We start from the raw sequence: 25,363 nt of genomic DNA on the forward strand, positions 1-25,363 counted from the left end.
CCTATTCGATCGGTCGAGATCGGGCTTGACTGGAGTGTGCCCACACCCCGTACCCGCTGCTACCGCGACGGCTCTCTCGTCGACGAGGATTTCCCGCTCGCCGAGGTGTCTGAGCACCTCGCCCTGTCCGGCGCCGTCGTCTGGGTGGACCTCGCCGATCCCGGCGAAGAGGATCTCGTCAGCCTCGCGGGCGAACTGGGCCTGCACGAGCTGGCGGTCGAAGACGCCCTGACGCTGCGGCAGAGGCCCAAGCTCGACCGCTACCCCGACCACCTGTTCCTGTCCGCGTACTCGGCCGAATTCGGCGTGGCGACCGCTCAGGTCACCACGCACGAGATCGCGGTGTTCATCACCGACCGGGCCTTGGTGACCGTTCACACTGAAGGTTTCGACCTGGAGGCCGTCGTGGCCCACTGGGATTCGGCCTCCGATCTGGCCCGGAACGGAGTGGCCTTCCTCCTGCACGGGCTGCTCGACCACCTCGTCGACGGCTATTTCGACGCCGTTGAAGCACTGGACGAACAAGTCGAAGAACTCGAGGACCAACTCTTCCTGCCCGGCACCAAGCAGGAAGCGGTGCAGCGGGCCTCCTTCGAACTGCGCAAGAGTCTCGTGACGATACGCCGGGTCATCCTTCCTATGCGCGAGGTCGTGAACACGCTGCTGCGGCGCGATCTGCACCTGCTGCGGGACGAGATGGGTCCCTACTTCCAGGACGTGTACGACCATGTGCTGCGCGTCATGGAATGGACGGAGAGCCTGCGTGACCAGGCCACCGCCATCCTTGAGGCGAATCTGGCGATTCAAGGCAACCGGCTCAACGTGATCACGAAGAAGGTGACTGGTTACGCGGCCATCATCGCCGTGCCCACAGCCATCACGGGCTTCTACGGGCAGAACGTGCCCTACCCCGGCTTCGCCCAGCCGTTGGGCTATTACAGCTCGGCCGCGCTGATCGTGGGGCTCTCGGCACTGCTCTACGTGCTGTTCAAGCGCAACGACTGGATCTGACGCTCCATGCGTGAAGAACTTAGTGCTTGAAAGCGTCCTTGACGTTTTCGCCGGCCTTCTTCACACTCGCCGAAGACTGCTCCGCCTTGCCGTCGGCAACCTTGGAATCATCCTTGGTGGCCTTGCCCACGGCCTCAGTGGCCTTGCCCTTGAGGTCCTGGGCGGCGTTTTCGATCTTGTCGGATGCACTCATAGCGTCTTCCCTTTCCAGTGGTGTTGCGTCGGTGGCAGCCAGGCGCGCGTGCCCCAGACGTATGCGGTCGCAGCCGTCGAGTCCCCGGCGCCATCATCATCATCGGCCGGACCGACGAGCAACGAATCGAACGTGGGCATGACGGCACCGGCGGATATGCTGTCGTCGACGGCGGGTGAGTGGAACATCGGGAATCCTTCCGGTCTGCGGCTGACAGAGGCTGTCAGTAATACGACGTGTGTTGTGGCATATTTGTCACACGGATTTGTCAAATAATTTTTGGACACGGCGGGTGAGAGGGTGGAGGAATGATGCCAACGACCCCCATCCGGGCACCGCTCGCATCTCCGCTTGAGTCATTCACCGACCAGACCCTGGCCGACCGCGCCGCCGACGGGGACATTCGGGCGTTCGAGGTGCTCGTGCGTCGCTACGGCCCGCTGATGCGGGTGTATGCCAGCCGGGTCCTGGGATCAAATGACGAGATGGACGACGTCGTTCAGGAGTCCTTCATCACCGCCTGGCAGCAGCTGCCCACCCTCGACAACGGCGCCGCCGTCAGGAGCTGGTTGATGCGGATCGTGAGCCGGAAAAGCGTCGACCGGCTGCGTGCCCGGCGTCCGCACCTCAACGTCGATCTCACCGACGCCCCGGCACCGGAGAGCCACTCCCCCCATAGACTGGCGGAGGTGGAGTCTCAAACCGAAGCTCTGACGCGTGTCCTCGGCGATCTGCCGGAGGACCAGCGCCGTTGCTGGATGCTGCGAGAACTCGCGGAATGCAGCTACGGCGAGATCGCGGAGGAACTGGAAGTTCCCGTTTCAACGGTTCGTGGGCTTCTCGCCCGAGCTCGGAAGACTCTGCTCCAAGAGATGGAGGAATGGCGATGATGAACCCCTCCGACGAGCTCGCGGGCCACACCTTCGAAGAACTGAGCGACTACCTCGACCGGGACCGCACCCCGGCCGACCCGAGCATCGACGGCTTCCCCGAGTGCGAGATCGCCCTGCGCGGCATGCAGCGGCTCCGGCGCACGCAGCGCGCCCTGCTCCGGAAGGACGTGGAGCGCGAATCCGAGCGCGAGGACAGCTGGGTCAACTCGATTCTGCAGCACATCAATCTGGAGGCGCGCGCGGGCCGGGACATCCCGATCAGCCACCCCTCCCCCACCGCTCGCCTGAGCGTGACCGAAGGTGCGGTGCGCGGCATTCTGCGTGCCGCCGGTGACGGCGTGCCGAACATCATCGTCGGCCGGTGCCGCCTCGACGGCGAGGTCAGCGAGCCCGGCGCACCCGTCAGCGTGCGCGTGGATGCCACGGTTCTGGAGGGCAAGAACATTCCACCGCTCGCCGAGCAGCTCCGGGAGGCGCTTTACACCGCACTTAGCCAGCACACGGAACTCGCCGTCGAGGCCGTCGACATCACCATCCGCGACCTGTACCAACCCGTACCCCCGCCGGCGAAAGCGAGCAGCGATGAGTGACGCCCTTGCACCTGGAGCGCCGCCGCCCGACCCCGGGACGCCGGCCCAGCTGACCGCTCAACTCGACGGGGCGGTGCTGGCAGTCCCCGGCGTGGATGCGCTGTATTCGGCAGCCCCGCTCGTGGCAACCGTGGTCGCCTCGGTGATCGCAACCACCGTCGAAGCCGTGACCGGCAAGCCGCAGTCGACCAGCTCCGTCTCCGTCTCCGTCTCCGAGAAGGAGGGCGGCCTGAAGATCGCGGTCAAGATCGGCGTCGCCGCACCCTTCGCGGCCACCGACGTGAGCCGCCGCGTGCACGATGCGGTCACGGATCAGCTCGACCAGAACGGCAACCCGGTCGTGACCGAGATCGCGGTCACCGTAGCCCGGATCGACTGACCGGGTTCGCGGTCACTCCGGTTGGCCACCGGTCCTCACGGCGGCGTCACACCCCGGGTGTGTAGCGTGAATACCCACACGACCTAAGGAGTCACCAGTGAGTCAGATAATCGACATCGGTATCCCGGATCAGCAGCTCGAGAAGATCGTTCACGGCCTGTCCCGGGTGCTGGCGGACTCGTACACCCTGTACCTCAAGACTCACAGCTACCACTGGAACGTCGTTGGCCCCATGTTCCACTCTCTGCACACCATGTTCATGGACGAGTACACCGAGCTGGCCCTGGCCGTCGACGACATCGCCGAGCGCATCCGTGCACTGGGCACCCCGGCGCCGGGCACCTACCGTGAGTTCACCGAGCTCGCCGTCGTGCGCGAGGACACCGACCTGCCGGATGCCCCGGAGATGCTCCGTCGTCTGGTCGCCGCCCACGAGGCCACGGCTCGCACCATCCGGGAGGTGCTGCCCCTCGCCGAGGGTGCGCCCGACCAGGTCTCCACCGATCTGCTCGTGCGTCGCCTCGACGTGCACGAGAAGACGGCGTGGATGCTGCGCAGCATGCTGGCCTGAGCCTGCCAACTGCATTCAGTCGCCCAGAGCACGGCCGATCCGATCGATCACCTGACCGACGAGCGCCTGCTGTTCGCCAACGCTGAATTCGACCCACCAGAACGGGGCCGCGTCGGCCACCGCCGACAAGGCGTGTGCCGCCATCGGACCTAGACGTGACGTGACGTGACGGAACAGGGTGCGCCGGCTGGCCCTGGCGGCGGATGCGACGTCCGCCCTGCTGCAGGCATCGAATTCGCGCTTCCGGGAGAGCCGCAGGGCGATCAGCGCCAGCTCGTTCGGACTCCATGGCACCCGCATTCGCCCCGTACCGTTTGCAGGGCCAGACGGCCATCGTGACCGGTGCGGGGTCCGGGATCGGCCGGGCCCCGGCCATCCGTTTCGCCATCGAGGGTGCCAGGGTCATCGCGAGCGATGTGTCCCCGAACGGATGAACCAGTTGGCCGTCCTGCCGGCCGACGGCGGCCAGGCCGCGATCTGAGGCGAGCACGCCCGGACTCGTGCGCTATGCCCCGCGTCGGGCCGCCGCAACCGCGCTTCCAGCCATCGGGTCCCAGGTCGCGCTCGGGCGGCCCAACAGGTAGCCCTGGGCGAGCACGGCGCCGCTGGTGCGGAGACTGTCGAGCTGTTCCGTGGTCTCCACCCCCTCGGCGATCACCTCCACGTCGAGCTTCGACGCCAGCGCCAGGATTCCCTGCACGAGGGAGACGGAGGAGGCGTTGGGAAGGTCCTGAATGAAGCTGCGGTCGATCTTGATCTGGTCGACGGGAAGGGTGTTGAGCCAGGCCAGGGTCGAGAAGCCGGTGCCGAAATCGTCCAGGGAGATGCGGATGCCCAGGCGGCGCAGTTCCACGAGGCGCTCGACGATGCCGGGGAGGTCGACCAGTGATCTGCTCTCCACCACCTCGAGGGTGAGCCGCTCCGGTGCGAGGTCGTTGCGGTTGAGAGCCGTGCGAACCGTCGACACGAGTCGGTAGTCCAGAAGGGTGGCGGCGTCGAGGTTGACCGCGACGCCTAGAGGCCGAGCGCCCAACTGCGGCCACTCGACCACGTCCCGGCACGCGGTCGCGATCACCCACAGATCCATCTCGGTGATGAGGCCGCGTTCCTGCGCCAGCGGCAAGAAGGCGCCCGGGGCCAAAACGCCCAGTCGCGGATGCGCCCAGCGGATGAGGGCTTCCGCGCCCACCACCGTCTCCTCGCCGAAACGGGAGATGTCCACGACAGGTTGGTAGTAGAGCCTCATCTCGTTTGCCTCGACAGCACGGGCCAGCTCGACCAGCAGTGACGTGTCGGTGTCCCCCGGTGATTCCGGGTTCGATGATGCGCTGCCCGGCACCTCGGTGCGGGCGACGGCGATCTGATTCCGTCCCGTTCTCTTTGCGTCGTACATCCCGGCGTCGGCCGCGTCGAGGAGCTGCTCGCCGCGACCCCCCTGTCCACTGTGCGAGGCAACACCCACACTGGCGGAGATGCGCACGTGCTGGCCGGCCAGGTGGAAAGGGGGATTCAGGCAGCCGACTACTCGGTGGGCCAGCTCGATGGCCGAATCTTCGCCGTCGAGATCGGTGACAAGCACCGCGAACTCGTCGCCGCCGAGGCGGCCGATAGTGTCATTGGTTCGAACCTCGGCGCGCAGGCGAGCCGCGACCTGCCGCAGCAGCTCGTCCCCGGCGCGATGGCCCAGCCGGTCATTGACGCGTTTGAAGTTGTCGAGGTCGCAGAACAGCACCGCCGTTCGGCTGTGAGGCTGGCACTCTGCCAAGGCGGTGTCGAGCAGCAGCGCGAACAGCGCTCGGTTGGGCAAGCCCGTCAAGGCATCGTGCTGGGATTGGTGCCTCACGGTCTCGAGCAGCCGGGCCCTTTGCATGGCCGTTTCTCCCTGGTGGCTGACACCTTCGATCAGGGTGATGGCCTCCGCCAGGACCTCGGCCGCGACGGGGGCAACCCAGCAGGCCGTCGCGACGCCCATCAACATATCCCCGGCGAGAAGGGGGACGGCGACCACGTTGTGTGAACCGATGGCACGGAGCAGCTCCGCCAGGGCCGGGCTGGCGTCGTCAGCCGTGATCAGAACGCGTTCCTGCCGCCTGAGAACGCCGAGAAGCTCCGGCGTCTGCTCCACAGTCAGCGTCGTACGCATGAAGAATTCGCGATCGGCAGGCTCGAAACCGACGGCTGAGGCAGGGCGAAGCTCACCAAGGTCGGCGTCCCAGAGGAGAACGGATGCCGCGTCACTGCCGACGATCGCCGCCAGTGCCGACGCGATGACTTCCGCGATCGCCTCGACGCTGTCGCTGATCGCCAGTTGGTGGGCGAGGTTGAGCAGTGCGGCCGTGCGAACTCCCTCCCGGCGGGATTCCTCGAGCGCCGTGAACAGGTCCAGGGCCGCGGCCGCGTGTCCGGCGTAGGCCTCGAGCAGGGCCCGATCTCCTAGCATCGCGGTGTGTCCCTCCGTGAACACGGCGGCCAGATGCCCGTGGATCCTGCGATTGGATGCGATGTCGACGACCAGCGCGCGCTCGCCCAGTTGCTCGCCGCGCAGCATCCGTGCCACGAGATCGGCGCCACGTTCGTCGCCAAGCCCTCGGTGGCGGACCAGCGGCGCGCCGCCCCCGGCAGGTTCGACGATGAGGAGGTACGACGGCGCGAGCACGGCGGAGGCGGCGCGATCGACGATTCGGGCGAGCACCTCGTCGACATCGTCGCTGCTAACGAGGTCAGCCGCGGCCAGTTGCACCTCCCGCACCTTGTCGCGCAGTACGCCGAGGGATGCGTCGACCCAGCGACTCCGCGTGCGCCACGACCACCAACGCACCCGCGTTGACCAGGTCAGCACGTATTCGCACGCCGGGTAGCCGTCCGATTGGCACTGCGGGTGGCTGATGTGGGCAAGGGCGAGTCCGAAAATGGCCGGCACGGACGAAAACAGTCCCTGGGCGTATTGGCAGTCGAGTCGGGACGGACGATAGCCGTCGTGGAGGCGGTAGCGCACGGTCGCGCTGGTCTGTCCGACCCGGACTGCATCCATCGTCGACGTTGTGGTGAACTTCGGCACCATGCGTGGCAGCTGGCGAAAAATTGCTCCAGGTGAGGCGAACACACTCAGGAGCTGCACCAGCACGGGCTGGACGTCACCGCGGACCGCACCGGTGCCCACGGTGAACATGGTGTTCGGGTCACCGAGCACCGCGGTTGCGGCCTCGAACAGCCGGATTCGGGTGGCGTAGCTGACCCACGCGGACGTGTTCTGGAGAGTCTTTGCATCCTGCTGTACGCCCGCCCGGGCGAGCACCTCGATGACGGCTCCCTCCCCACCGCGCTCACGCACGTGGCGCAAGAGTAGGCTGATGGTCGTGTTTGCGGTTTCGCGCGGCTCTGTGTCCATCGTCTTGCACCTCTCAACTCTCTATCGACGGGTTTCGGCGTGGGGTAAGCGCGGAAATCGGTTCAGGAACGTCATCCGCTTGTCGAACGCCTCCAATCGTGCCACCAAGACCTCCTGTCGTGACACGTGACGCGCGAATGAAGACGCGATGAGCGAGCGCTACCCCGTCATTTATGTGTGAGGCTTTACTGACAGCAGAACGTCCTGATCAATGCCGATCCACGCTCGCTGGAACCGGACTCCGTCTGGATCTACCGGTTCTACGACGCCGCATCGGACACATTCGGGGTCGAGCCGCAATCGTACGACATCGGCCGCGCGGCCAGGGGTCTCGTCGATTTCATCGATCTGGTGCAAGCCAAGACGCGCGGCGGACCACCCGTCTACCTCGTGGCCCACTCCATGGGCGGGCTGATCTGCCGCACCGTCCTGCAGCGCGAACTGGCCGACCCCGCCGAAGCGGTGTCGAAACTCTGCACGATCGGGACCCCGCATGGAGGAATCTCCGCCGAGCTCGGCGGGCCGATCGGGAGCTGGCTCATGGACCGGTTCAGGCCACTGGGCAGCAATATCTTCTCCCCCGGCACATGCAGGAGTACATGCTGCCGGCCACCCACGACCCTGCCCGGGAAACCGACCCGAAAACGGGCCGGTGGGACCCCCGGCGCATGGTGGGCTCCTTCCCTCCCTCCCGCATCCTCAGCATCGTCGGCACGAATTCACGGGACTATTCCGTGGCCGCCGGGCTGTCGTCCGCGGTCATGGGCGTGCAGAGCGATGGTCTCGTCGCGATCCGCAACGCGTACGTGTACGGGGGTGCGCGGGCCTACATCCATCGCTCCCACTCGGGTCGATACGGCCTGGTCAACTCCGAGGAAACGTACCAGAACCTTTCCCGCTTCCTGTCCGGCGGGTTGTGGGTGGAGGTCGCCCTGCACGGGGTGGAGCTCGATCGCAGGGACCGCATCTGGCAGGGCGAGGCGAGGCTGGCCATCCGTGGCGTGCCCGTGCTTATTCATGAGCAGACGGCCGATCATTATTGCCCGATCGATCTGAACGCCACGGAGAAGGGCATCGCCGGGCCCCTGTCACCGGTCCCGTTGATGACAATCTTCCTGCAGCCGAAGAACGTGCGTAAGTGCCGCTACGCCCTCGACCTCAAGATCATCTCACTCAAGGAGACGGGCGGCATCCTCGGTTTCGGGGACCACCTCGAGCAGATCGCGGACTGGCAGGACACGCTCATCGTCGACGTCGAGGTGAACGACAAGGGCGCGGCCAGAAGCGTGACCTGGGAGTGGAGCAGCACCCTCGCCGGTCGAATCGCCGAACAGGCAGAGCTGCCCAACCAGCTCGACTGGGCACCGGGCAAGTCCAGCGACGGGCAATGGCAGCTGCCGGTTCCCATCGCCCCGATGGGGCAGGCGGTGCTCGGCAGCCACGCGCACCTCCAGCTCAGCATCGGCCTCTGGGCCTGAGCGGCCGCCTCGCGCGATCGACCCGATCCTGATCACGCATCACCGCGCGGACCCCACCGCGGCGAGCGAACGGTTCGCTCGGCTCACGCCGGAGCACACAGCCGATTCGTTGTGTTTGCCGCTGCCCACTGACGGACCGTACGGGTCGGTGCTCACCTGCGACACGATTCTCGGGCGCGGAACGACACCGGCTGCCCGTCGACCTGGAACTCACCGGCCTGGAGGCGGTAGAGCCCGGCCAGGATTTTCACGAGGGTGGACTTGCCGGACCCATTCTCGCCGACCAGGGCATGGATCAAACCGGGGAGGATTTCGATGTTCCCGACTGCGAGGGCGACGACCGGTCCGAATGCCTCAACGGCACCGGCAAGGGTGAATCGTTTCAGAGAACGTGTATTCACCGAATATAGGGTGAGGTTGGGGCATCCGTCAACAGCAGAAAAAGTGCAATTCCCCAAATGAGATTCGACCGAGACTTCGAATGGGTCTCGTGTATTGATTCGTTTCAATCTGCGGCGCGGTGATCTACACTTCACCTAGGGGCAGCAAAGCGCAGGGCGAAAGGGTGACGATGGCAACGGTGAGTGTGCGCGAAGTCGCGGCTCGCGCCGGGGTGTCGGTCGGCACCGTCTCCAATGTGCTCAACCGGCCGGGCAAGGTTTCCCCGGCAACCGTGGAGCGGGTGCAGACGGCAATCTCCGCCCTCGGCTTCGTGCGCAACGACGCTGCCCGGCAACTGCGGGCCGGCCGCAGCCGCAGCATCGGACTCGTCGTGCTCAACGTCGCCAACCCGTTCTTCACGGATGTCGCGCGCGGCGCCGAGGACCGGGCCGCCGAAGAGGGTCTCACCCTGCTCCTCGGCAACAGCGACGAGAACATCGACCGGGAGAGTGCCTACCTCGACCTGTTCGAAGAGCAGCGTGTGCACGGCGTCTTGATCTCACCGCTCGGCGAGGTCGGGGACCGGCTCGTGCGGCTGCGCGCCCGCGGCACCCCCACCGTTCTCGTCGACCGGCAGACGGCCGACCACAGCTTCTCCTCCGTGGCCGTCGACGACGTGGCCGGCGGGCACCTCGCCGCGGAGCACCTGGCCTCGATTGGGCGCACCCGGATCGCGTTCGTGGGTGGGCCGCAGAGCATCCGTCAGGTTGCCGACCGGCTGGAGGGCGCGCGCCAGGCCGTGCGGGAGCATCCGAACGTGTCGCTCGAGGTGATCAGCACGGAGTCCCTCTCGGTGCTGCAGGGGCGTTTCGTAGGCGAGCAGTTGCGCGCCCGCGACCCGGTCGACCGGCCGGACGCCGTGTTCGCGGCGAACGACCTGCTCGCCATCGGCGTGCTGCAGGCCCTGAGCATGCTGGGCGATGTGCGGGTCCCCGAAGAAGTGGCGCTCATCGGCTACGACGACATCGCTTTCGCGGCGGCAGCCATCGTGCCGCTCTCCTCGATCTGCCAGCCGAGCGCCCTGATCGGCCACACGGCCGTCGACCTGCTGCTGCGCGAAGCGGCCGGCGGCGACGATTTCGTGCACGAGCAGATCGAGTTCCAACCGGAGCTGATCGTGCGGGAGTCCACCGCCGGCTGACTGGGTCCCGCTCCTCCCACCCGGGCTTCCGCTGGCGCTTCCGCTCCTAAACTTGACCGCATGACACTGCAGCCCCTGCTCAACAAAGACACCCGCCTATGCATCTCCCTGGCCGCCCGGCCCAGCAATTTCGGCACGCGTTTCCACAATTACCTGTACGCCGATCTGGGGCTCGATTTCATCTACAAGGCGTTCACCACGACGAATCTTGCCGCCGCGATCGGCGGCGTGCGTGCGTTGGGCATCCGTGGCTGCTCCGTGTCGATGCCCTTCAAGGAAGATGTCATCGCCCTGGTCGACGAGTTGGATGACTCGGCGAGCGCCATCGCGTCGATCAATACGATCGTCAACGACAACGGTTGCCTGCGGGCCTCGAACACGGATTACATCGCCGCCGCCGATCTGATCCGCGCGCGCGCCCTCGACCCGACCACTCCGTTCCTGCTCCGCGGCAGCGGCGGAATGGCGAAGGCCGTCGCCGCGGCCTTCCGCGATTCCGGGTTCGAGCATGGCACCCTAATCGCCCGGAACGAGGCCCGAGGCCGGACTCTCGCCACCGAGCTCGGCTACCGCTGGGCGGCCGAGCCGACCGGTCTCACAGCACCTCTGCTCGTGAACGTCACCCCAATCGGCATGACCGGCGGTGCCGAGGCGAACGACCTGTCCTATTCCGCCGAGGCGATCGCCGACGCGACCTGCGTGTTCGACGTGGTGGCGTTGCCCGCGGAGACTCCGCTCATCCTGGCCGCGCGCGCGGCAGGCAAGACCGTGATCACGGGGGCCGAGGTCATCGCTCTGCAGGCAGCGGAACAGTTCGAGCGCTACACCGGGGTGCGGCCGGCGCCGGAGCAGGTCGCCGCGGCATCCGCCTTCGCCCGCACTCACGCACGGTAGCGCGCGCCTGAACCAAGTCAACGCCGAAGCAGGTTGCTTCAGTCGGCGTTCACGTGACTTGACCGGGACCCTCGTTGCCTTCGGGGGATCCTGTTCAGGAAATCTCTCCCCGCGAGGATAATCCACGCCGGAAACGACGAATGGCCTCCGAAATCTCGGAGGCCATTCGTTTTAAGACTAGTTCTAGGACCAGAATCAATAAGTTCTAAGAACAACCCTGTGGCGGTACCGGTGGGATTTGAACCCATATTGCGTGTCAGTGTCCATCGCCCGACACCCCCGAATCGACTGGTTTACGAGGATATAGCGCCCGTTTGCTCACAGTAGAAAACAGGTGCTCGCAGACTTTCCGTTACCGCTGCGTTACTGCTGGAGCCGTTCGCGGCGCGCGACGTCGAGTGCCTCAGCGACGCCGTCCAGGTCGTCCTCGAACAGGTCGGTGTAGCGATCGAGAGTCATCGCGGCTGAAGCATGGCCGAGCATCCGCTGCACCGCCTTCACGTTCGCACCCGCGCTGATCGCTAGTGATGCCGCCGTGTGCCGCAGGTCGTGCGGCGTCACCCGCGGCATGATCGGAGGCTCCTCCCGTTTGAGGCGCTTGGCCTCTGCTGCTGCTTTCTCCTCCGCGGCAATCACACGCATCACGGCGCCCATGAACCAGCCCTTGTGCGCGTGGCCCTGGGTCAGGTGAATCACGCCATCACCCCAGAGAAGCGCGTCGGCGCTCTTGCCCCGGCTCGCGTCTGCGATCGCGCTGTCCAGGAACGCCGGATAGACGACCGAGCGGCACTCGTGGGTCTTCGGAGTGCCGACCACGACCAAGCCGTTCACACTGACGGCGTTTTCCTCGATCCGGAAGCGCCGCGTAGCCTGGTCGATGTGCCTAACCCTGAGCCCGGTCGCCTCTCCCCACCTGAGACCGGTGTACGACAGAAAGCGAACAAAATCAGGGTATTTCGATTCCACCGCCAGCCGCTCGACCTGCTGGTGCGAGAGGTATGCGCGCCGGCCGCTGGTCCTACGGGGCAGTTTGAGTTCGCGTGCCGGGTTCGCCGTGATCCGTTTGTCCTTCACCGCGCCGTCGAGGATGACGGCGAGAATTCCATGCGCGCGGGAAGGTTGCAGCGCTTCCGCGCGGAGCTCGTCGAGGTCGAGGACGAGCAGAGCGCTGAGGGGCCGACTCTGGGCAGCTGACATCCACGAACTGGCAACTAAGTGGTCGCGCAACGCTCAAGAAGCACGAAATTTTGCCAATTTTCCGAGCAATTTCATCGGTTGCACGCCAGCCAACTGAAGACGTTGCCCGTCCTCAGTTCCACTCGTAAACGAGTGATTGCCTCGTGCTTCTAGCCCCACCTGCGTTGACCAGGCGAATGTAGGTGCTGATGGCGAATGTGAACTCGAATACGACTTTGATCGGGTCATATAGCACTCATCAGGTCCAATTCGCCGGGGTGTGCTTTCCTAAGCCAATCAGTCTTGCCTTCCCCCGCGGGGGATGCAAACATTCGAATCATGACGGAATCGCACTCCCCAGCACCCGCCGATTCCACTAACGGAACTGGCTCGGGACCGGGGGCGGTACATGTCTCGGAGGACGCCATCCGGCGCCTCGCAGAAGCCGTGGCTCGACTGGCGAATGACCCGGAATACTTCCTGGAAGCACTCACGGACATGCTGCTCGCGATGAGGCCCATCTCACTCGAGAGGCTGTCCGGGAACGAGGTCCGCTTCCTGATCGAATCGGGCGCATTCAGCGCTGAAGAGTGGGCCGAGACGTCGGCAGCCGTGGACCGAGGACGCCTACAGGTTGGTGTAACTGAGGGATGGCTGTTGGGCCTTTTCGAAACCGGCTCGATGGAGGTCGTCACAGGTTTCCTGGACTGGAACGAGGAAACCGTTCGCGCTGCCGTCGCGGAGGGGCGCCTGTATGCGATCGAAATATCAGGCCGGCTCCGTTTCCCGACATGGCAGTTCAGTGTTGGATCGCCGGACAAGCTTCTGCCCGGGCTCACCGAGATCCTCCAGGTCATTACCCCGAGATGGACTTGGCAAAGCGCGGCCGGCTTCTTCGCCACGGTTCAGTCGAGCCTCGTCGCCGAGGGCCCCCAGACCCCGGTGCAGTGGCTCCGCCACGGCGGCGACGTCCACGACGTGATCGAGATCGTCGAGTCGGACGATTGGTCGTGAGTACCTAATGCCGGCGCATGAGAAAGGCGAGAAAAGCCCATCGCGACAGCGGCGGACACTTTCGAGTTAGGCGGCGGGGATGCGAGCCTTGTCGTCGCTCTGGTCTGCGAGATGTGGAGCGAATTGCGGCCGATTGATGTCCTGAGTTATCAGCGACACTGCGTAGTCGCTCATAGTCATGCCGAGTTCATCTGCTCGGTGACGTGCTGCGGCTGCGAGCGGAATCACGGCGCGCGTCCCAAGTAGCAAGCGCTGGCCTTTTGACGGACGCCCAATTCGTGAAGTTCCAACTCGTGAAGTTCGCATGGCCAAAGTCGAGCATTGTTTGGGTGACTGTTCTCGACATAGGGCGCGTCTGATCAGCTTCACCTAGGCCCGATTGTGCTCAGAGATGAGTTGACTACTAGTCGAAGGTCTCGCTGAATAAAATTGGGCATAGCGGAGTTCCTGCCTGTGAATTGTCACGCAGCTCATCCGGGTCAAGAGGAAGTAAATGAGTGCAGCAAACTGGCGCGAAGTGTGGCCCCTGTATCGAGTCAAACTCGTCGACGAGACAGCTCGGTGTCTGGCAGAACAGCAATCGGCTGCGACTAGTGGGCAGCGGCCACGCTGGGAAGAGCTCACCGGCGTCCAACAAAAAAATTTGGCGGAGAACATCGCTGGCATTTTCCTCGCTCAAGATCAGGCAATGCACAACCTGGTTGAGCGGGGTCTGAAATCGTGAGGTTTCGTTGAGCGAGATCCCTCTATCCGCGACTCCGTCACGTGGTCGTGGCAGGCGTCTGGCACGCAAACGTCGACTGGATCGGCAAAGCCATCCCCTCAATTACCCGCAACGTTCCTGCGGCACGAACGATCCTCAACGTCGGAGACTTCGGAATCTGGGCCGATGGCTGAGCCGGCAGTCCTTCCAAAGATCGAGGCCGAGCGGCTTCTCGAAACGGCAGTCCAGGGGCGTGTCGGCAACTCTGCAACGTCGTAATCGCGGCAATCCACCAAAGGAGTAGGAATGACAGCAAACCAGCAGCGCGGGACGTACCCGAGAATATCTCTCGACGTTGAGGCGAAAACGGAGGGCATGTCCATTGGCCAGATGGTGCCCTTGCTTTACGCAAGCCCCTCGCCCGACTCCCTACCTGAAATCGCGTTCTTACAATGCGCCCGATGCGCGACTGTCAAGGTCAATCCCGTGTCAGTCCGAGTTACGACGCCCGGTGGTCCGGACACGGACTCTAGCGTTGATGTCGACATCAGAACAGGCAAGGCCATCCGCAGGAATGCTCCAAGTGATGGATACCCGGGGGCGGCAGCAGTCCGAGAGGCGACCGTCCTTGTCTATTTTCGATGCGAATCCGGGCACGAGTTTGTCATCGATTTCTTCATGCACAAGGGCTATTGTCCGACCAACGTCTATTCATGGGACGTCGAGGACAATCTCAATTCGTAGGCGCACAGCCTTGGCCTCCCAGCATGGGGTGTGGCACATATCCGCCCGAGATAATGCCAGGTGAAGGTCGCCTGATCAGCGCGGTCCCGATATCGGGTATCTCGCCCAGGCCGACGCGACCACCGTCATCAGTCACCTTGGCTGTCCATCTAACGGTCGAACGACGGGACTTTGCCACTCGACGTCGGGAGGCTCCGGCAGCGATTCCCAGAGTGTCGCATCTCGTGTGTCTCGCATTGCTGCTGACAGATTTGTCTCAGCGACCCTACGGGCGTTGATTTCATGAGAAACAGGGGTGTCTTGCGGTACGCATGTGCCGGGGTCAGCCGGTCGTTCAGCGGCGCCTTTGGCGCTAACCGAGCCACCGGACCTACAACGCCTCGGTCTGACGCCGATAGTAGGGATAAGTGCGATTATCGGGGGTAAAAAACCACCCCCTTGAACCGACATGAGGCTGCGCAGAAAAAGGGGGCTGGCAGCGCGTCATTGCGGATTTACGTCCGGCTCGTTCTCTGTCTCTGGCATGCTGGGCGGATGGGCCCGGTACTCGACAATCTGCGCGACTTCTGCGGCACGTAACTCTTCTGGTTCCCGGATTTCGCACAGTCTCCCGGGTTCGCAGGGTGCCTGGCCGTCGTCGCTGCCGTTATCGCTTACATCGCGACGACGAAGAACGCCCGCAAGGAGCAATGGTGGAAGCGCGCCGAGTACGCATTAAACCTGACCCTGGCGGCGGAGGAGACCACGCAGATAACCGGTCTCGAAGTGCTCGACGCGCTCGAATCGAAGACCAAGACAGAACGAGCGTTTATCGAAGCGGCAACGCAGTGGTTCCTGAACAAGGGGCCCACGGGAGTATCCGCTGGTCCTGCCTACGAAGCACCTGCCAGCGAAGCACCGTCCGCTGACGACGATGATGCGCCTATACCAACGGGCATCCGCGCTCGAATCTTTGGTGCCATACGTGGTTTTTTCAGGCTCCCCCGCGCATAATTAGTACAGGAACAGGAGGCACACCATGACGATCAACGAGATTCAGCAACGTCAGAGCGACAGCCGACCTAGCCCGAAAGCTCAGGCCGTAGCCGCGCGCGTTCGAGTGAACGCAGACCGCCGCGTCGGCGTGGAGACGCCAAAGTGGATCGTCAAGCTTTCTCAGACACCCGCCGCGAAGTAGTTTCTTTTCTCGCCAAGACAGCGAGCTCGTAACCGGCTAGATGTTTTCCTCGAGTGCATGCCGCAGTTCGACACCGTTAGACAAAACCTCGGTGCGCGTTGCGTCCGCGAGTCTCCACTTCACGCCATCATCGCGGCCTGGATGCGGCGGTCAAGATCATCCAGCTCGGCCAGCGCCTCGGACGCAGCCCACACTCGGTTCTTCTTGCGCCCGGTGATTTCCTGGATGTACCCAGCCAGGGTGAGCTGGTCGATGGCCCGGTATGCCTGAGAAGCCACGGACCCGGACCGTGCCTCGATCTCGGCTGCACTCATCACGGGGTGGTCATAGAACGCCGGAATCAGTGCGGCGGCCGCAGATCCAGCGCGAGGGCGCAGCTCTGCTGCCCAAAGATCCGGCATCGCCTTCAGGCGAGCGATGGTGCCGCGCGAGCACTCGGCAGCAGCACGCGCTGAGCGCGCGAACAAGTCAACCAGCGGCGCAGGGTCGCCCAGGCGGTACGCGCCGAGCGATGCGAAGTAGTCGTCGCGGCGGGCGAGGAGACCACTGGCCAGAGGCACAACGGCATTACGGGTGACGCCGCGGCGACGCAGTACAGCGGATACCAGCGCACGTCCGATACGACCGTTGCCATCAGTGAAGGCGTGGATCGACTCGAACTGGGCGTGGCCGATCGCGGCCTGCACCATCACTGGAACGTCGTCGCGGTTGAGGTACGCCACCAGGTCAGTCATCAGCTCAGCGACTCGCGCCGGCGCCGGCGGCACGTGGAGGGCACCCCGCGGTGAGTAGTCGCTTCCGCCGATCCAGTTCTGCATGTCCCGCAGACGACCTGCGTAGCTCGCCTCGTCGGGGTCATCCTTCATCAGCGCGCGGTGCGCGTCGATGATGTGCTCCAGCTCAAAACACTTGTGCTGCTCAACGGTGGTGATGAGTTCATGAAGCGCAGCCGAGGCGGCGACCATGCTCATCGCCGAGGCATTGCCCCGGTTGCCTGCAACCGCTTGGGCGTAGTCCAGCGCAGATGCAGAGATGCGCTCGATTTTCGAGGAGGCCACAGATTCCGTACGCACCATGAAACGGCTCAATGCAGCAGCATGGCCTTCCGCGTCCGTGTCAGCCTGCGCGACGGCGAGAAGGGCTTTCTCGGTTTGCAGCAACACTGCCAGAGGCGGCATGTAGTCGAGCGTCTGGATCAGTGGCGGGATTGTCGCGTCGACCGAACTCAGCACCCGGTCTTCACGCGTGCCGCCGCGTACCTGCTGACGCCAGGGCAGAGTCTCCACCCCGTGTGGAGGCCAAGCGGTGTTGGTGATCGCAGCGTTCATAACCACAACTTTACCGCATCTAGATGGTGCTTGTTGTCGCTAAACACGAATTAGAGCGAGAACAGTGGTGATTAGCTCCTGCAATGGTTAGCAGACGTGTGCGGTGCCACAACTGCGCGACCCGAGCGACCAGAGCGTGCGTGACCAGATTGTCGCGGAAGCGAGACCCATCGAATTCTCTATGCGGGCTGTGAAGCTGATACCTCCACAAGACACGCGATTTCGCAATGAATCAGGTGTTCAGGTAACTTTCGGTTGGAGGGCCCGGTGTCGCGATCAGGTGCCGAGCTTTTCTAGCTTGTCGGCTGTCTTGTGAGGTCCTCAGCGTTCTCGAACTCGCGCCCGATCCGGGCCCAGTGGCGGATCTGGTGCGCCGCGCTGCGGCCGGCGACAGCGCCGGCTGATTTCGCGGCCTCAAAGAGGTCGGCGTCGACTCGCACCTGGATCATTGCGTCGGGCATTCGGACTCCTTCGCGCTGCTTTCGAGAGGTTGATCACACACATCGTACGAGGGGTGTCAGACTCCGGCGCCTCGGTTCGACCGGAGACAGAGACAAGTGGCATATCGAGATCCATCGAACCCTCCACGCGGGCTGTGAACCTGATACCTCCAGAAGTCACGTGATTCCGCAATGAATCAGGTGTTCAGGTAACTCTCGGCTGGAGCGTCCGGCCAGGTGACTGCGATGGCTGCACGGTCAGGCCTCGTCGGACCTGGGTGACGCACGTTCAATCGTCACTGGGTGGCGGCGGATCGGCCGGGCAAGGATCAGGACGCTGATGAGGGCCGCAGCAGCAATGGGCACCGCGAGAAGGTAACTGAGCTCTGGAAAGAGTGTGCGGCCAGCAAGAAGTGTCAGCCCCCCAACAAGCGCCGCCGGAACAGCGACCAGGATGCACGCCCATAGCGGCGCGCGCATTCGTCGCGCCCACAGCGCGGCGAGGAACAGGCCAAGTGAGCTGCCGAGGATCAACAGGTTGCCGGTCCGGGCTTCTGCGAGTGCCTCTTCCGATGCTGCGAAGTACACGGTCATGTAAGCGCCGCGACCCAAGAGCACAGTGCATGAAACGACGAGGGCCGACCACAGCGCGAGGATCCCTGCCCAGGCCAGAACTGCGGTTGCGCTCATGCTGTGACGGTAGCAAATTGCTTGAGGCAATGCGTTGATGACTTTATCAACGGGCTTGGTCGATGGGCGGCGGGCGGCAGCCCACGATGCTCAAATGAGGGTGTCCGTAAGCCGATCGGCAGCGCGGGCTCAGCGCCGGGACCTCGTTGTCAATCCGCGTCGCTGATGTATTGCCGCACGACGTCGTAGAAGAGCGCCGCCTCCACCGGCTTGTCGAGCAGCACCTCGTTGAGAGCCGCCTTGTAGACAAGGGACAACGGATAGAACTGGCGACGCTTGTTCAGCTGGATGACGGTGTCTCCATTGCGCACGTCCTTCTTGCAGCCCTTGTACACGACCCATTCAGCTCCAGGAACATGAGTCATGACGACTTCGGCGACGTAGGCGTGGACCTCGTCGATGAGGCGCAGCTGTTGCCGGGTGAAAGGGGCGTGCGTGTCGACGCCGTCTCCAGCGGGCGGAGATTGGGGATCCCACCAGGCCGGAATCCACGATGTAGCCAACGGCTCGGCGGTTTCCGGGAGGTGCGCCAGGAACCACTGGCCGATGCCCCGGAGGCTCTCGATGCTGCCATCTGCCTCGGGACCGCCGGTTTCCCAGAGGTGCTCGCGGATGCGGCCCTGCGCATCGCTGATCCCATTGAGATACGCGTGGTGCGCTCGGGTGATTTCCTCTTTCGAGGCGTGCATCAACGTCAGCATGTGCTCGTGGTCCCCATAGTGCGATCCCCCCGGATAGTTAGCTGGTGCAGCGTCAGCGCTGTATCTCGATCTTGCATGGCACCTCTGACGAGCCGAGGCGACCAGCTTCAGTCGATGACGATTAGCTCGTAGTTTCGGGCGGCGGCGGCCGCCGTCACCGCGGCGAGGTTCGTCTCCCGGTCATCGCTTGCCAGGACCGGCCAGGTTTTGCCCGGAAAGTCGCCCACCCACCAATACTCGGCAGGGCCCCAGTTGGCGCCGGCGCTCCACACGTGGTGGAAGATCACGATCCCCCGGCCGGTCGCCGCAGTCTGCTCAGCGATCAGCGCGGCCAGTTGCGCGCGGATCACACTGGCTTTTTCGTCTGCTGTAGTGAGCTGCGCGACGATCGGCGTCGCGACTCCGGCGATGTGCGCCGCTACAGCAGCAGGCAGCGGCTGCGTCGGGTCGATCTGGACGACGCTGCCGCCCGGCATCGTGTAGTCGCGCGGGGCGTTCTGGGCCAGGATCTGCTTCTCGAACTCGGACAGGCTGCCGTTGCCGTCGCGGTCGCCGGGGATCGCGGTCGGCGTGGGAGTTGCCGTCTTGCTGCCCACCCCCTGGTCAGCAGTGGGGATGAGTCCGGCCAGGTCACCGCTGGCGGGACTGCACCCGGTCAGGAGTGCTGCGAAGAGGAGCGCTGCGCTGGCGGTGAGGATGGTGCGTCGGATGGTGTTCATGACTGGTTCCCCCCAAGGGATGTTGCTGAGTGTGTGGTGCCTGGCAGGCAAGGCGTGTTGCTGGTGGGCGGGATCGTCGAGGTACCCACCGTGGGCAGCCAGGACAGCGCCTAGAACAGGTTCAGGATCTTCCAGCCGGCGTCGACTCCGCCGTGACTCGCGATGTAGTCATTGGCTGTCTGAGTTACGGCGGCGGGGTCATGTGAGATGGAGCTATCCACGTATTTTCCGGCAATCAGCATGACGTAGACCGGGCTAGGCTCGCCGCCCTGCGGATCGTCTCTGGTGAACCCCATCGTCTGCTGAATCATGATGGACTTGGTACCTCCCAGCTTTTCTGCAAGAGAATCCTGCTGCTGGATCATTGACTTGTTTTGCGCAGCACCGTCCAGGTCTGTAGTTGCAAACACCATGGCGCCGACCTTGGCGTCCGCGAGCACAGCATCCGGAACCGGGCCGGTTGACGAGATGACGACGAGTGATCCGTCTGCCATCGCGTACGTGCGCTGACCGTCCGCGAGGGGCGTGTCCGCCGTGACGACGTCGCCGACGAGAGCGTCGGGGGCTGGCGTGGGAGTCGGGGTTGCCGTCGCTGTACCAGCGCTCGGGATGAGCGCGGTGACGTCACCGGCGGCGATACTGCACCCGGTGAGGAGTGCGGCGAGTGTGAGCGCTGCGGTGGCGGTGAGCATGGTGCATCGGAATTTGGTCATGGCTGGTTCCCCCCAAGGGATGTGTCGGTGCCCGCTCAGCGTATTGGCTGGCGGGGTGGTGCTTTGTCGCTTGGTGCGTGTGGACGGCAATCGGAACCGCCGGAACAGCAATGTCGGTCAGGTGTTGACCCGTTTCTGCTGGGATACGAGAAGTTTGTGTCGGATGATGCCGCCAGAATGAGCTTGTCGACGTCACATCACAGAAAGATGGCATCATGCCCATACCGATCTACATCATGTTGCTCATTGCAGCACCCCTCGTCCTCGGCGTGACTACCGGAAGCGGTGTTGCCGCCTTGGTCGGGCTCGCCCTGGTTCTGATCGCCAGCCCGATCATCTGGAAAGTCCGCAAAGCTCGCTATTTCAATTCCGAGAAGTTCCATACGCTGCGATCCGAGATCGCCGTCGTTGTCGCCGAGCACAACGAGGTCGTGAACTATGTAGCCGAGATCCGCTCGCAAGGCTCATTCGAGCTGGGAGCGTCCTCTGGGGGCCAGTATGCGCACCTGGCGACGTTCGAGAACAACTCGGCGTGGAAGAACCGGCGCGACCGCAACGTCTCCGTCTACGCGCCGCAAGTGCACAACACATCGCTCCAGGTCGTGCGCAACGCCAGCGTCGAGCCGATCAAGTACGTCATGAAGTACTTCTCCATCAAGGCCGACCAGGAGACCCTGGCTGAGGTTCAGCGTATCGCCGCGGACATCTCTCGCCTGGAGGAGGCGGTCTCCAACGTCAAGGGTCGCGAGGCAGAGATCACCGCGAGAATCAACCCGCCGAAGTTCATCCTCAAGCGTTACGCCGACGAGTTCTGGAACCAGATCGGCGCCCACCTGTCGCCCATCGAGGTGCCGTACCCGCGTTACAAGTTCCAGTACACCTCCGCAGGAGGCAACAGCGGTCAGGCGTCGAATATCGAATTCGACACTCCCACCCTTGATGCGCTGTCCGCGACGCTCGTCCAGAAGATCCGCTGGACGAAGTCGGCCGCCGGGCAGCGTGCGCTGATGACGGTGCGACTCCGGGGCGAGATCAAGCAGCGCGACCGCTACGCCTGCTTGCAGTGCAGGGTCTCGGTGGCCGCCGAGCCACACCTCTTGCTCGAGGTCGACCACATCATGCCGGTGTCCAAAGGTGGTCTCAGCACGCCGGAAAACCTTCAGACGCTCTGCTGGCGGTGCAACCGATCGAAGGGTTCAAAGGTCCCCAGTAGCCCAGCGGTCGTCTCCGCGACCCCTATCTCAGCGGTCGTCGCTGCGCCTCCACTCTTCGAGACAATGGGGCGCCTTGCTGATCGGCGGCGTTCTCAGCCTTGATGAGCCTCTTAGGGTTCAGTCGCCTTGTCGTCCAAGATCATCCCGCTGGTCTGAGGCAGCAGGGTGTCGACGGCTTCCTCCGCTAGGTCAAGCTTGACGCCCCACTCGTGATGGGCACGGAGCGCGAGCGAGTCGTACAGGGGAATTGCTTCATTGGTGCCGTCGTTCGCGGTAACCCAGCCGGCGTCCTGGATTCGGCGACTGAGTTTCAGGACTTTTTCGTATTCGGCGCGCCTGCGGGCTTTCACTGCGGCGCCGAGTCGGCGTCGTGCCTCGGTGAGCCAGGCGGGCTTTTCGGCTTGCAGCGCCTGTACGTCGGCGCGGGTCCACGGCCGTCCGAGGTTGGGGAGATCTTTGGTCGCGATGCTGAGGCGAGCGGCGGCTTGCCGTGGCTCCAGCGGCTTTGGATCGGGCCGTTTGGCGTTCATCATCACCTTCCATGTCGGGAGCCGCGGTCGTCAGTGGGCGGTTGCAGCATCACGTTACTCGTCCACAATCCGTGCCGGGGCCGCGGGCTCGCTCCGGCGCAGGCCATACAGCGCGACGTCGGATGCGTTCTTGCTCCAGCCGTGCGCACGGGCCGTGAGCGGCTCAGCCGCGTCCATCATCGAGCCAGGGCGCGAGCGGGTGTAGAGCCACTCGCCCGAGGCAGTAGCGACCGTCTTGATACGGCGGGTGAACGCCTTCTTCAAGAGCGGCCCGTCAGCCGGGAACTCGTCGCTCAACCAGTCGGCGTAGAGCGCGTGCAGCAAATCGACCGGCAGGAAGACCCAGCGAAACAGCTCAGCGAAGGCTTGCCAGAACGCGAGGATCTGGCTGTCGGCCTGGGCGTTGGCCAGCCAGGCTGCTGTGGCAGCTGGGGGCTTGCCGCCGTAGCGCTTCTGGGCAGCGGAGGCCGACGCTGAGCTGAGCGCTGCGGCGATGGCCGGCCAAGGTGTGGCGTTCTCGGGATCAGCACGAAGCTCGGCGATACAGGTGCGCAGCAGCTCGTCGATGCAGTCGCGGGCGGTGCTCAGCGCGGCCAGCTCAGCGAGGGTGGCGGGATCGCTGGTGCTCAGGTTGTTCAGCTCCGCGAGGGCGGTGCGGAGGGGTTGGTGACTGTTGCGCATGCAGCAAACTTGCCCGTTTGGGATGTGCGGGGGCCGGATTCGCGGTTGTCAGCGACGAGTCAGGCTGCTGCGGACGATTGCCACTAGAGTTCCTCCAGATTCTTGCGATCGAGCACGATTCCCCGATGTAGGAACGCGGCTGGGGTTGAGAGCACCGACAGCGTGTACCAGCCGTCGTCTCGGATGGAGCCTCCAAACGGGGCCCATGCCTCGTCGATGCGGGTCTCTTTTGCCCACGGGGGCGTCTGGATCCTGGGGCGGGCACCTTGGCAGCGCCACGCGACGAGAGCCTGAAGAAATGCGTCCCAGCGAGGGGTCCCTATGTGCGCCGGCTCTCTGACCAGCTCCGCGAGGTGTTCGCTCGAAAGCTCCAGCACAGTGTGGATGAGGATGCGGGCGAGGTGCTCGCGCTCACGGAGGTCATCGTCTCGGAGTTGCAGCACGCGCTGCGCGACATCGTGCCCGAGCGCGGCGACTGTGCCAGCTTGGGCTTGGGCAGCCGGGGTAGCCGTGTTGTTGACCGGCGTAGCGGTAGGGATCGGCAGTTGACGCCTGGCCGCGGGGTTCGTCTCTCGTGACATGGCATTTCTCCCTTTGGTGTCAAATCTATCGTCGGTGCGGTGATCGCGGATCAGACGCACGTCTTGTTTGAGATGTGTGGGGTGAGCCGGATGTGTGGTTGTCAGCGACGAGTCAGGCCACGGCGGACGAGTGCCGGATCAGCGTGGCAGTGCGGCGGAGTCCGTACTGGCCTCCCCCGGCTTCGTTGAGAGCCCAGCGGCCTACCCTCTGCGTCAGAGGCTCAGCCTCGTCCATCAGCGACCCGGTGCGGGTTCGGACATAGGCCCATTCACCGGATGTGGTTGCGACCTTCTTCAGCCGCCGGGTGAACGCTTTCCCCAGGAGGGCTTCTTCGTCGGGGAACTCAACGGTCATCCACTGCTCGTACAGGGCGTAGAGAAACGTCATGGGCAGGAAGCCCCAGACGAAGTCCTCGGCGAAGGTGTCCCAGAAGTTCAGGACGTGCTCATCGGCAGGGGCAATCCCTGACCCATACTTCTGCCGAGTGGCGTTCACCGACGACGATCCGAGCGCGTAGGCGATCGTCGGCCAGTCGCGGGCGGTCTGCGGATCGGTGCGCAGCTCGTTTACGCAGGCACGCAGCATTTCGTCGATGCAGTTGCGCACGGCGCTCAAGGCGGTGAGTTCGTCGAGTGAGGCTGGCCGGTCGGGGTTGATGCAGCGCAGCTCGCCGATGGCGGTGTTGAGGGTTTGCTCGGTGTTTCGCATGGCGCTCACTTCCTAGTCTCTGTGTACTTGTTCGGATTTAGCCAGCGTTTTTGGGCGATGTACCGGCGATGAAATAAATCGCCGGTCCGGGCTCGCTGGGATGGATTGCCTGATGAGGGTCGATTTATACAGCTCAGGGCCGTTGGAAACGTACCGGCGATCTGCGGCTGGTTTTCCATCGCCGGTCCGCTAAATCAGCGGCTTTTGGCTTTTTTCTCTTGATTTCTAGCTAATAAGTAAGAGAGAAGAAGAGAGATGTACCGTATGTACCGCGTAATCCGGGAAACCCTACACATGCGCGCCTGCGCACACGCACATGTAAGGAAACCTCCAGAATGGCGGTACATACGGTACATTGGACCGTTTCCCCTGGTCAACGTGCAAATACGTCTTTTTTCGGCGGTACAGATCGTCGGTACGCCCTCTCGGCGCGCAGGCCTTCTGAGTGAGCGATTACCACCCTCATCAGGGATTTTAGTGGCGTCGACGTGTTGCGGCCGCGGACCGTATTGGGCGCTCGATCGCCGGTACGTTTCGCCTGAGGGCATGTTTTCACCCTCAAATGGCCGTCCTAGCGTGCTGAACGTGCTCACCGGTCCGAGAGCGAGCCTCAGACGAGCAGATCGAGATACACCCGCACCGTCGCCGTGCCCGGCGCGATCTCGGTGAGCCCGTGGTCGAGGATCGTAATGATCGAGGCGTCGTCGGACTCCTCTGCGGCGTACGCAGCGAAGCCGACCTCGCCGATGTGGATCCCCGGGTCGCTGGCCCAGGGCAGGCGGGTGCTGAGGGGTTGCGCGAGCAACCAGGCACCCAGCGCGTGCGCCACCTGGGCAGAAGTCTTGCCGGTGGACATCGCCACGTCAGCGTTGATCTCGATGTGCGGGGTCACGGCGCCGAGGCGAGGGCTGAGCGTGAACCGGTCAGCGTCGTGGGCGAGGTCGAGGCCGGAGACTTATAGCCGGCTGATCTCTCATGGGTTGTCTTCGTAGCGCGCCGGCACGAAGGCGAGAGCTACAGCATCGCCGACGGTGACTTCTGCGTTCTCGAGCCCGAGGGCCCGGATGCGCTCGAGCTCGATGGGGCGCTTGACCCGCCGCACGCTCTTGGTGAAGCTGCCGCTGAGCCAGCTGTGCCAGGGGTCGCAGCTGAGGTCAGCGTGCGCCATGGCGAGCCCGGACGCGAGCGCCGCCGCGGCGATGGTGTCGAAGTGCTTAGCCGGTTTGACGACGATGGTCTGGACGAGGCTCATGGCGATGCTCAC

Annotated in this window: 31 protein-coding genes and 1 pseudogene; 14 read left to right on the plus strand and 18 right to left on the minus strand. The window is 64.1% G+C overall.

Translation table 11 applies throughout. The features are described 5' to 3' along the window. The first annotated feature begins 36 nt into the window (after positions 1 to 36). Positions 37 to 1,011, plus strand: coding sequence for a magnesium transporter CorA family protein (locus CXY81_RS12420; protein ID WP_104195004.1), 975 nt, complete (start codon positions 37 to 39; stop codon positions 1,009 to 1,011). Between the two features lie 19 nt (positions 1,012 to 1,030). Here the strand turns inward: CXY81_RS12420 and CXY81_RS12425 are convergent, their stop codons facing one another. Beyond that, positions 1,031 to 1,204 (minus strand): CsbD family protein, encoded by a 174-nt coding sequence (locus CXY81_RS12425; protein WP_104195005.1) that lies wholly within the window; start codon positions 1,202 to 1,204, stop codon positions 1,031 to 1,033. Beyond that, positions 1,201 to 1,392, minus strand: a complete 192-nt coding sequence (locus CXY81_RS12430) for a hypothetical protein (RefSeq protein ID WP_104195006.1) — start codon at positions 1,390 to 1,392, stop codon at positions 1,201 to 1,203. Before CXY81_RS12430 ends, CXY81_RS12425 begins: the two co-directional genes overlap by 4 nt. Before the next feature lie 123 nt (positions 1,393 to 1,515). Between CXY81_RS12430 and CXY81_RS12435 the strand changes: the two genes are divergently transcribed. The 4 genes from CXY81_RS12435 to CXY81_RS12450 all read left to right on the plus strand — a co-directional run bounded on the left by CXY81_RS12435 (position 1,516) and on the right by CXY81_RS12450 (position 3,637). Continuing rightward, on the plus strand, positions 1,516 to 2,094 hold the full coding sequence (locus tag CXY81_RS12435) for an RNA polymerase sigma factor (protein ID WP_104195091.1): 579 nt from the start codon (positions 1,516 to 1,518) through the stop codon (positions 2,092 to 2,094). Next, the gene (locus CXY81_RS12440; RefSeq protein WP_104195092.1) at positions 2,091 to 2,687 is read left to right on the plus strand and encodes an Asp23/Gls24 family envelope stress response protein; all 597 of its coding nucleotides are present in this window, start codon (positions 2,091 to 2,093) and stop codon (positions 2,685 to 2,687) included. Before CXY81_RS12435 ends, CXY81_RS12440 begins: the two co-directional genes overlap by 4 nt. Then, positions 2,680 to 3,066, plus strand: coding sequence for a hypothetical protein (locus tag CXY81_RS12445; RefSeq protein ID WP_104195007.1), 387 nt, complete (start codon positions 2,680 to 2,682; stop codon positions 3,064 to 3,066). The genes CXY81_RS12440 and CXY81_RS12445 overlap by 8 nt, the downstream gene beginning before the upstream one ends. A gap of 97 nt (positions 3,067 to 3,163) precedes the next feature. Beyond that, the gene (locus tag CXY81_RS12450; protein ID WP_104102258.1) at positions 3,164 to 3,637 is read left to right on the plus strand and encodes a Dps family protein; all 474 of its coding nucleotides are present in this window, start codon (positions 3,164 to 3,166) and stop codon (positions 3,635 to 3,637) included. Positions 3,638 to 3,652: 15 nt separating this feature from the next. Here the strand turns inward: CXY81_RS12450 and CXY81_RS16150 are convergent, their stop codons facing one another. Next, positions 3,653 to 3,931: a hypothetical protein gene (locus CXY81_RS16150; RefSeq protein ID WP_146067692.1), complete on the minus strand. Its 279-nt coding sequence runs from the start codon at positions 3,929 to 3,931 to the stop codon at positions 3,653 to 3,655. On the opposite strand from CXY81_RS16150, the pseudogene CXY81_RS16155 reads away from it, so the two are divergent. Then, positions 3,925 to 4,059 (plus strand): annotated as a pseudogene (locus CXY81_RS16155) (SDR family NAD(P)-dependent oxidoreductase); the annotation flags it as partial. The gene CXY81_RS16150 and the pseudogene CXY81_RS16155 sit on opposite strands and share 7 nt — an antisense overlap. A gap of 83 nt (positions 4,060 to 4,142) precedes the next feature. Here CXY81_RS16155 and CXY81_RS12455 read toward each other — a convergent pair. Then, a complete protein-coding gene (locus CXY81_RS12455; RefSeq protein WP_104195008.1) occupies positions 4,143 to 7,025 on the minus strand; it encodes a bifunctional diguanylate cyclase/phosphodiesterase in 2,883 nt (960 codons plus the stop codon). A 587-nt stretch (positions 7,026 to 7,612) separates the two neighbouring features. On the opposite strand from CXY81_RS12455, the gene CXY81_RS17060 reads away from it, so the two are divergent. Continuing rightward, positions 7,613 to 8,503 (plus strand): hypothetical protein, encoded by an 891-nt coding sequence (locus CXY81_RS17060; protein ID WP_104195010.1) that lies wholly within the window; start codon positions 7,613 to 7,615, stop codon positions 8,501 to 8,503. Positions 8,504 to 8,655: 152 nt separating this feature from the next. Here the strand turns inward: CXY81_RS17060 and CXY81_RS16730 are convergent, their stop codons facing one another. Then, entirely contained in the window at positions 8,656 to 8,904 is a 249-nt protein-coding gene (locus CXY81_RS16730) for an ATP-binding cassette domain-containing protein (protein WP_304481852.1), read from the minus strand. A gap of 170 nt (positions 8,905 to 9,074) precedes the next feature. Between CXY81_RS16730 and CXY81_RS12480 the strand changes: the two genes are divergently transcribed. Both CXY81_RS12480 and CXY81_RS12485 read left to right on the plus strand, forming a co-directional pair. Continuing rightward, entirely contained in the window at positions 9,075 to 10,085 is a 1,011-nt protein-coding gene (locus CXY81_RS12480; RefSeq protein WP_104195012.1) for a LacI family DNA-binding transcriptional regulator, read from the plus strand. Positions 10,086 to 10,145: 60 nt separating this feature from the next. Beyond that, entirely contained in the window at positions 10,146 to 10,979 is an 834-nt protein-coding gene (locus CXY81_RS12485; RefSeq protein ID WP_104169515.1) for a shikimate 5-dehydrogenase, read from the plus strand. A 363-nt stretch (positions 10,980 to 11,342) separates the two neighbouring features. On the opposite strand, the gene CXY81_RS12490 is transcribed toward CXY81_RS12485, so the two are convergent. After that, positions 11,343 to 12,176 carry a site-specific integrase gene (locus CXY81_RS12490; protein ID WP_104195013.1) on the minus strand — a complete coding sequence of 278 codons (834 nt, stop codon included), beginning with the start codon at positions 12,174 to 12,176 and terminating at the stop codon, positions 11,343 to 11,345. A gap of 426 nt (positions 12,177 to 12,602) precedes the next feature. Here CXY81_RS12490 and CXY81_RS12495 point away from each other — a divergent pair, with 426 nt between their 5' ends. The 4 genes from CXY81_RS12495 to CXY81_RS16455 all read left to right on the plus strand — a co-directional run bounded on the left by CXY81_RS12495 (position 12,603) and on the right by CXY81_RS16455 (position 15,793). After that, positions 12,603 to 13,169: a hypothetical protein gene (locus CXY81_RS12495; protein ID WP_104195014.1), complete on the plus strand. Its 567-nt coding sequence runs from the start codon at positions 12,603 to 12,605 to the stop codon at positions 13,167 to 13,169. 493 nt (positions 13,170 to 13,662) lie between these two features. Further along, complete coding sequence (locus tag CXY81_RS16165; RefSeq protein WP_134544665.1) at positions 13,663 to 13,893, plus strand: hypothetical protein; 231 nt, start codon at positions 13,663 to 13,665, stop codon at positions 13,891 to 13,893. Positions 13,894 to 14,178: 285 nt separating this feature from the next. After that, positions 14,179 to 14,616: a hypothetical protein gene (locus tag CXY81_RS16170; RefSeq protein WP_134544668.1), complete on the plus strand. Its 438-nt coding sequence runs from the start codon at positions 14,179 to 14,181 to the stop codon at positions 14,614 to 14,616. A 1,018-nt stretch (positions 14,617 to 15,634) separates the two neighbouring features. Then, a complete protein-coding gene (locus tag CXY81_RS16455) occupies positions 15,635 to 15,793 on the plus strand; it encodes a hypothetical protein (RefSeq protein ID WP_158252064.1) in 159 nt (52 codons plus the stop codon). Positions 15,794 to 15,912: 119 nt separating this feature from the next. Here CXY81_RS16455 and CXY81_RS12500 read toward each other — a convergent pair whose 3' ends face one another. The 6 genes from CXY81_RS12500 to CXY81_RS12525 all read right to left on the minus strand — a co-directional run bounded on the left by CXY81_RS12500 (position 15,913) and on the right by CXY81_RS12525 (position 20,384). Further along, complete coding sequence (locus tag CXY81_RS12500; protein WP_166786662.1) at positions 15,913 to 17,121, minus strand: Fic family protein; 1,209 nt, start codon at positions 17,119 to 17,121, stop codon at positions 15,913 to 15,915. Between the two features lie 293 nt (positions 17,122 to 17,414). Next, positions 17,415 to 17,582: a hypothetical protein gene (locus CXY81_RS12505; protein WP_104195015.1), complete on the minus strand. Its 168-nt coding sequence runs from the start codon at positions 17,580 to 17,582 to the stop codon at positions 17,415 to 17,417. A 237-nt stretch (positions 17,583 to 17,819) separates the two neighbouring features. Then, complete coding sequence (locus tag CXY81_RS12510; protein WP_104195016.1) at positions 17,820 to 18,251, minus strand: hypothetical protein; 432 nt, start codon at positions 18,249 to 18,251, stop codon at positions 17,820 to 17,822. A gap of 149 nt (positions 18,252 to 18,400) precedes the next feature. Next, the gene (locus CXY81_RS12515) at positions 18,401 to 18,952 is read right to left on the minus strand and encodes a hypothetical protein (protein ID WP_104195017.1); all 552 of its coding nucleotides are present in this window, start codon (positions 18,950 to 18,952) and stop codon (positions 18,401 to 18,403) included. A gap of 107 nt (positions 18,953 to 19,059) precedes the next feature. Further along, positions 19,060 to 19,671 (minus strand): hypothetical protein, encoded by a 612-nt coding sequence (locus CXY81_RS12520; protein ID WP_104195018.1) that lies wholly within the window; start codon positions 19,669 to 19,671, stop codon positions 19,060 to 19,062. A 110-nt stretch (positions 19,672 to 19,781) separates the two neighbouring features. Next, positions 19,782 to 20,384 (minus strand): hypothetical protein, encoded by a 603-nt coding sequence (locus CXY81_RS12525; RefSeq protein WP_104195019.1) that lies wholly within the window; start codon positions 20,382 to 20,384, stop codon positions 19,782 to 19,784. Between the two features lie 215 nt (positions 20,385 to 20,599). On the opposite strand from CXY81_RS12525, the gene CXY81_RS12530 reads away from it, so the two are divergent. Further along, positions 20,600 to 21,700 (plus strand): HNH endonuclease, encoded by a 1,101-nt coding sequence (locus CXY81_RS12530; RefSeq protein WP_104195020.1) that lies wholly within the window; start codon positions 20,600 to 20,602, stop codon positions 21,698 to 21,700. A gap of 8 nt (positions 21,701 to 21,708) precedes the next feature. On the opposite strand, the gene CXY81_RS12535 is transcribed toward CXY81_RS12530, so the two are convergent. From CXY81_RS12535 to CXY81_RS12560, 6 genes are all read right to left on the minus strand, one after another. Then, complete coding sequence (locus CXY81_RS12535; protein ID WP_146067693.1) at positions 21,709 to 22,134, minus strand: hypothetical protein; 426 nt, start codon at positions 22,132 to 22,134, stop codon at positions 21,709 to 21,711. Between the two features lie 48 nt (positions 22,135 to 22,182). Continuing rightward, on the minus strand, positions 22,183 to 22,809 hold the full coding sequence (locus CXY81_RS12540) for a hypothetical protein (protein WP_104195022.1): 627 nt from the start codon (positions 22,807 to 22,809) through the stop codon (positions 22,183 to 22,185). An 83-nt stretch (positions 22,810 to 22,892) separates the two neighbouring features. Then, on the minus strand, positions 22,893 to 23,390 hold the full coding sequence (locus CXY81_RS12545) for a hypothetical protein (RefSeq protein ID WP_104195023.1): 498 nt from the start codon (positions 23,388 to 23,390) through the stop codon (positions 22,893 to 22,895). A 112-nt stretch (positions 23,391 to 23,502) separates the two neighbouring features. Then, positions 23,503 to 24,099 (minus strand): primase-like DNA-binding domain-containing protein, encoded by a 597-nt coding sequence (locus CXY81_RS12550; RefSeq protein WP_104195024.1) that lies wholly within the window; start codon positions 24,097 to 24,099, stop codon positions 23,503 to 23,505. Between the two features lie 610 nt (positions 24,100 to 24,709). Beyond that, positions 24,710 to 24,991: a hypothetical protein gene (locus tag CXY81_RS12555; protein ID WP_104195025.1), complete on the minus strand. Its 282-nt coding sequence runs from the start codon at positions 24,989 to 24,991 to the stop codon at positions 24,710 to 24,712. Positions 24,992 to 25,072: 81 nt separating this feature from the next. Continuing rightward, positions 25,073 to 25,351, minus strand: coding sequence for a hypothetical protein (locus CXY81_RS12560; protein ID WP_134544673.1), 279 nt, complete (start codon positions 25,349 to 25,351; stop codon positions 25,073 to 25,075). Between the last annotated feature and the right edge of the window lie 12 nt (positions 25,352 to 25,363).

Origin of the sequence: Cryobacterium sp. M25, assembly GCF_002929635.1 — a bacterium.
GTDB classification, from domain to species: Bacteria; Actinomycetota; Actinomycetes; order Actinomycetales; family Microbacteriaceae; genus Cryobacterium; species Cryobacterium sandaracinum.

Bases quoted from the DNA above. Each gene is read 5' to 3' on its own strand.
- CXY81_RS12425 (WP_104195005.1), bottom strand. From the start codon at position 1,204: ATGAGTGCATCCGACAAGATCGAAAACGCCGCCCAGGACCTCAAGGGC.
- CXY81_RS12430 (WP_104195006.1), bottom strand. From the start codon at position 1,392: ATGTTCCACTCACCCGCCGTCGACGACAGCATATCCGCCGGTGCCGTC.
- CXY81_RS12435 (WP_104195091.1), top strand. From the start codon at position 1,516: ATGCCAACGACCCCCATCCGGGCACCGCTCGCATCTCCGCTTGAGTCA.
- CXY81_RS12440 (WP_104195092.1), top strand. From the start codon at position 2,091: ATGATGAACCCCTCCGACGAGCTCGCGGGCCACACCTTCGAAGAACTG.
- CXY81_RS12445 (WP_104195007.1), top strand. From the start codon at position 2,680: ATGAGTGACGCCCTTGCACCTGGAGCGCCGCCGCCCGACCCCGGGACG.
- CXY81_RS12455 (WP_104195008.1), bottom strand. From the start codon at position 7,025: ATGGACACAGAGCCGCGCGAAACCGCAAACACGACCATCAGCCTACTC.
- CXY81_RS17060 (WP_104195010.1), top strand. From the start codon at position 7,613: ATGCAGGAGTACATGCTGCCGGCCACCCACGACCCTGCCCGGGAAACC.
- CXY81_RS12480 (WP_104195012.1), top strand. From the start codon at position 9,075: ATGGCAACGGTGAGTGTGCGCGAAGTCGCGGCTCGCGCCGGGGTGTCG.
- CXY81_RS12485 (WP_104169515.1), top strand. From the start codon at position 10,146: ATGACACTGCAGCCCCTGCTCAACAAAGACACCCGCCTATGCATCTCC.
- CXY81_RS12490 (WP_104195013.1), bottom strand. From the start codon at position 12,176: ATGTCAGCTGCCCAGAGTCGGCCCCTCAGCGCTCTGCTCGTCCTCGAC.
- CXY81_RS16165 (WP_134544665.1), top strand. From the start codon at position 13,663: ATGAGTGCAGCAAACTGGCGCGAAGTGTGGCCCCTGTATCGAGTCAAA.
- CXY81_RS16170 (WP_134544668.1), top strand. From the start codon at position 14,179: ATGACAGCAAACCAGCAGCGCGGGACGTACCCGAGAATATCTCTCGAC.
- CXY81_RS16455 (WP_158252064.1), top strand. From the start codon at position 15,635: ATGACGATCAACGAGATTCAGCAACGTCAGAGCGACAGCCGACCTAGC.
- CXY81_RS12500 (WP_166786662.1), bottom strand. From the start codon at position 17,121: ATGAACGCTGCGATCACCAACACCGCTTGGCCTCCACACGGGGTGGAG.
- CXY81_RS12505 (WP_104195015.1), bottom strand. From the start codon at position 17,582: ATGCCCGACGCAATGATCCAGGTGCGAGTCGACGCCGACCTCTTTGAG.
- CXY81_RS12510 (WP_104195016.1), bottom strand. From the start codon at position 18,251: ATGAGCGCAACCGCAGTTCTGGCCTGGGCAGGGATCCTCGCGCTGTGG.
- CXY81_RS12515 (WP_104195017.1), bottom strand. From the start codon at position 18,952: ATGCTGACGTTGATGCACGCCTCGAAAGAGGAAATCACCCGAGCGCAC.
- CXY81_RS12520 (WP_104195018.1), bottom strand. From the start codon at position 19,671: ATGAACACCATCCGACGCACCATCCTCACCGCCAGCGCAGCGCTCCTC.
- CXY81_RS12525 (WP_104195019.1), bottom strand. From the start codon at position 20,384: ATGACCAAATTCCGATGCACCATGCTCACCGCCACCGCAGCGCTCACA.
- CXY81_RS12530 (WP_104195020.1), top strand. From the start codon at position 20,600: ATGCCCATACCGATCTACATCATGTTGCTCATTGCAGCACCCCTCGTC.
- CXY81_RS12540 (WP_104195022.1), bottom strand. From the start codon at position 22,809: ATGCGCAACAGTCACCAACCCCTCCGCACCGCCCTCGCGGAGCTGAAC.
- CXY81_RS12545 (WP_104195023.1), bottom strand. From the start codon at position 23,390: ATGTCACGAGAGACGAACCCCGCGGCCAGGCGTCAACTGCCGATCCCT.
- CXY81_RS12550 (WP_104195024.1), bottom strand. From the start codon at position 24,099: ATGCGAAACACCGAGCAAACCCTCAACACCGCCATCGGCGAGCTGCGC.
- CXY81_RS12560 (WP_134544673.1), bottom strand. From the start codon at position 25,351: ATGAGCCTCGTCCAGACCATCGTCGTCAAACCGGCTAAGCACTTCGAC.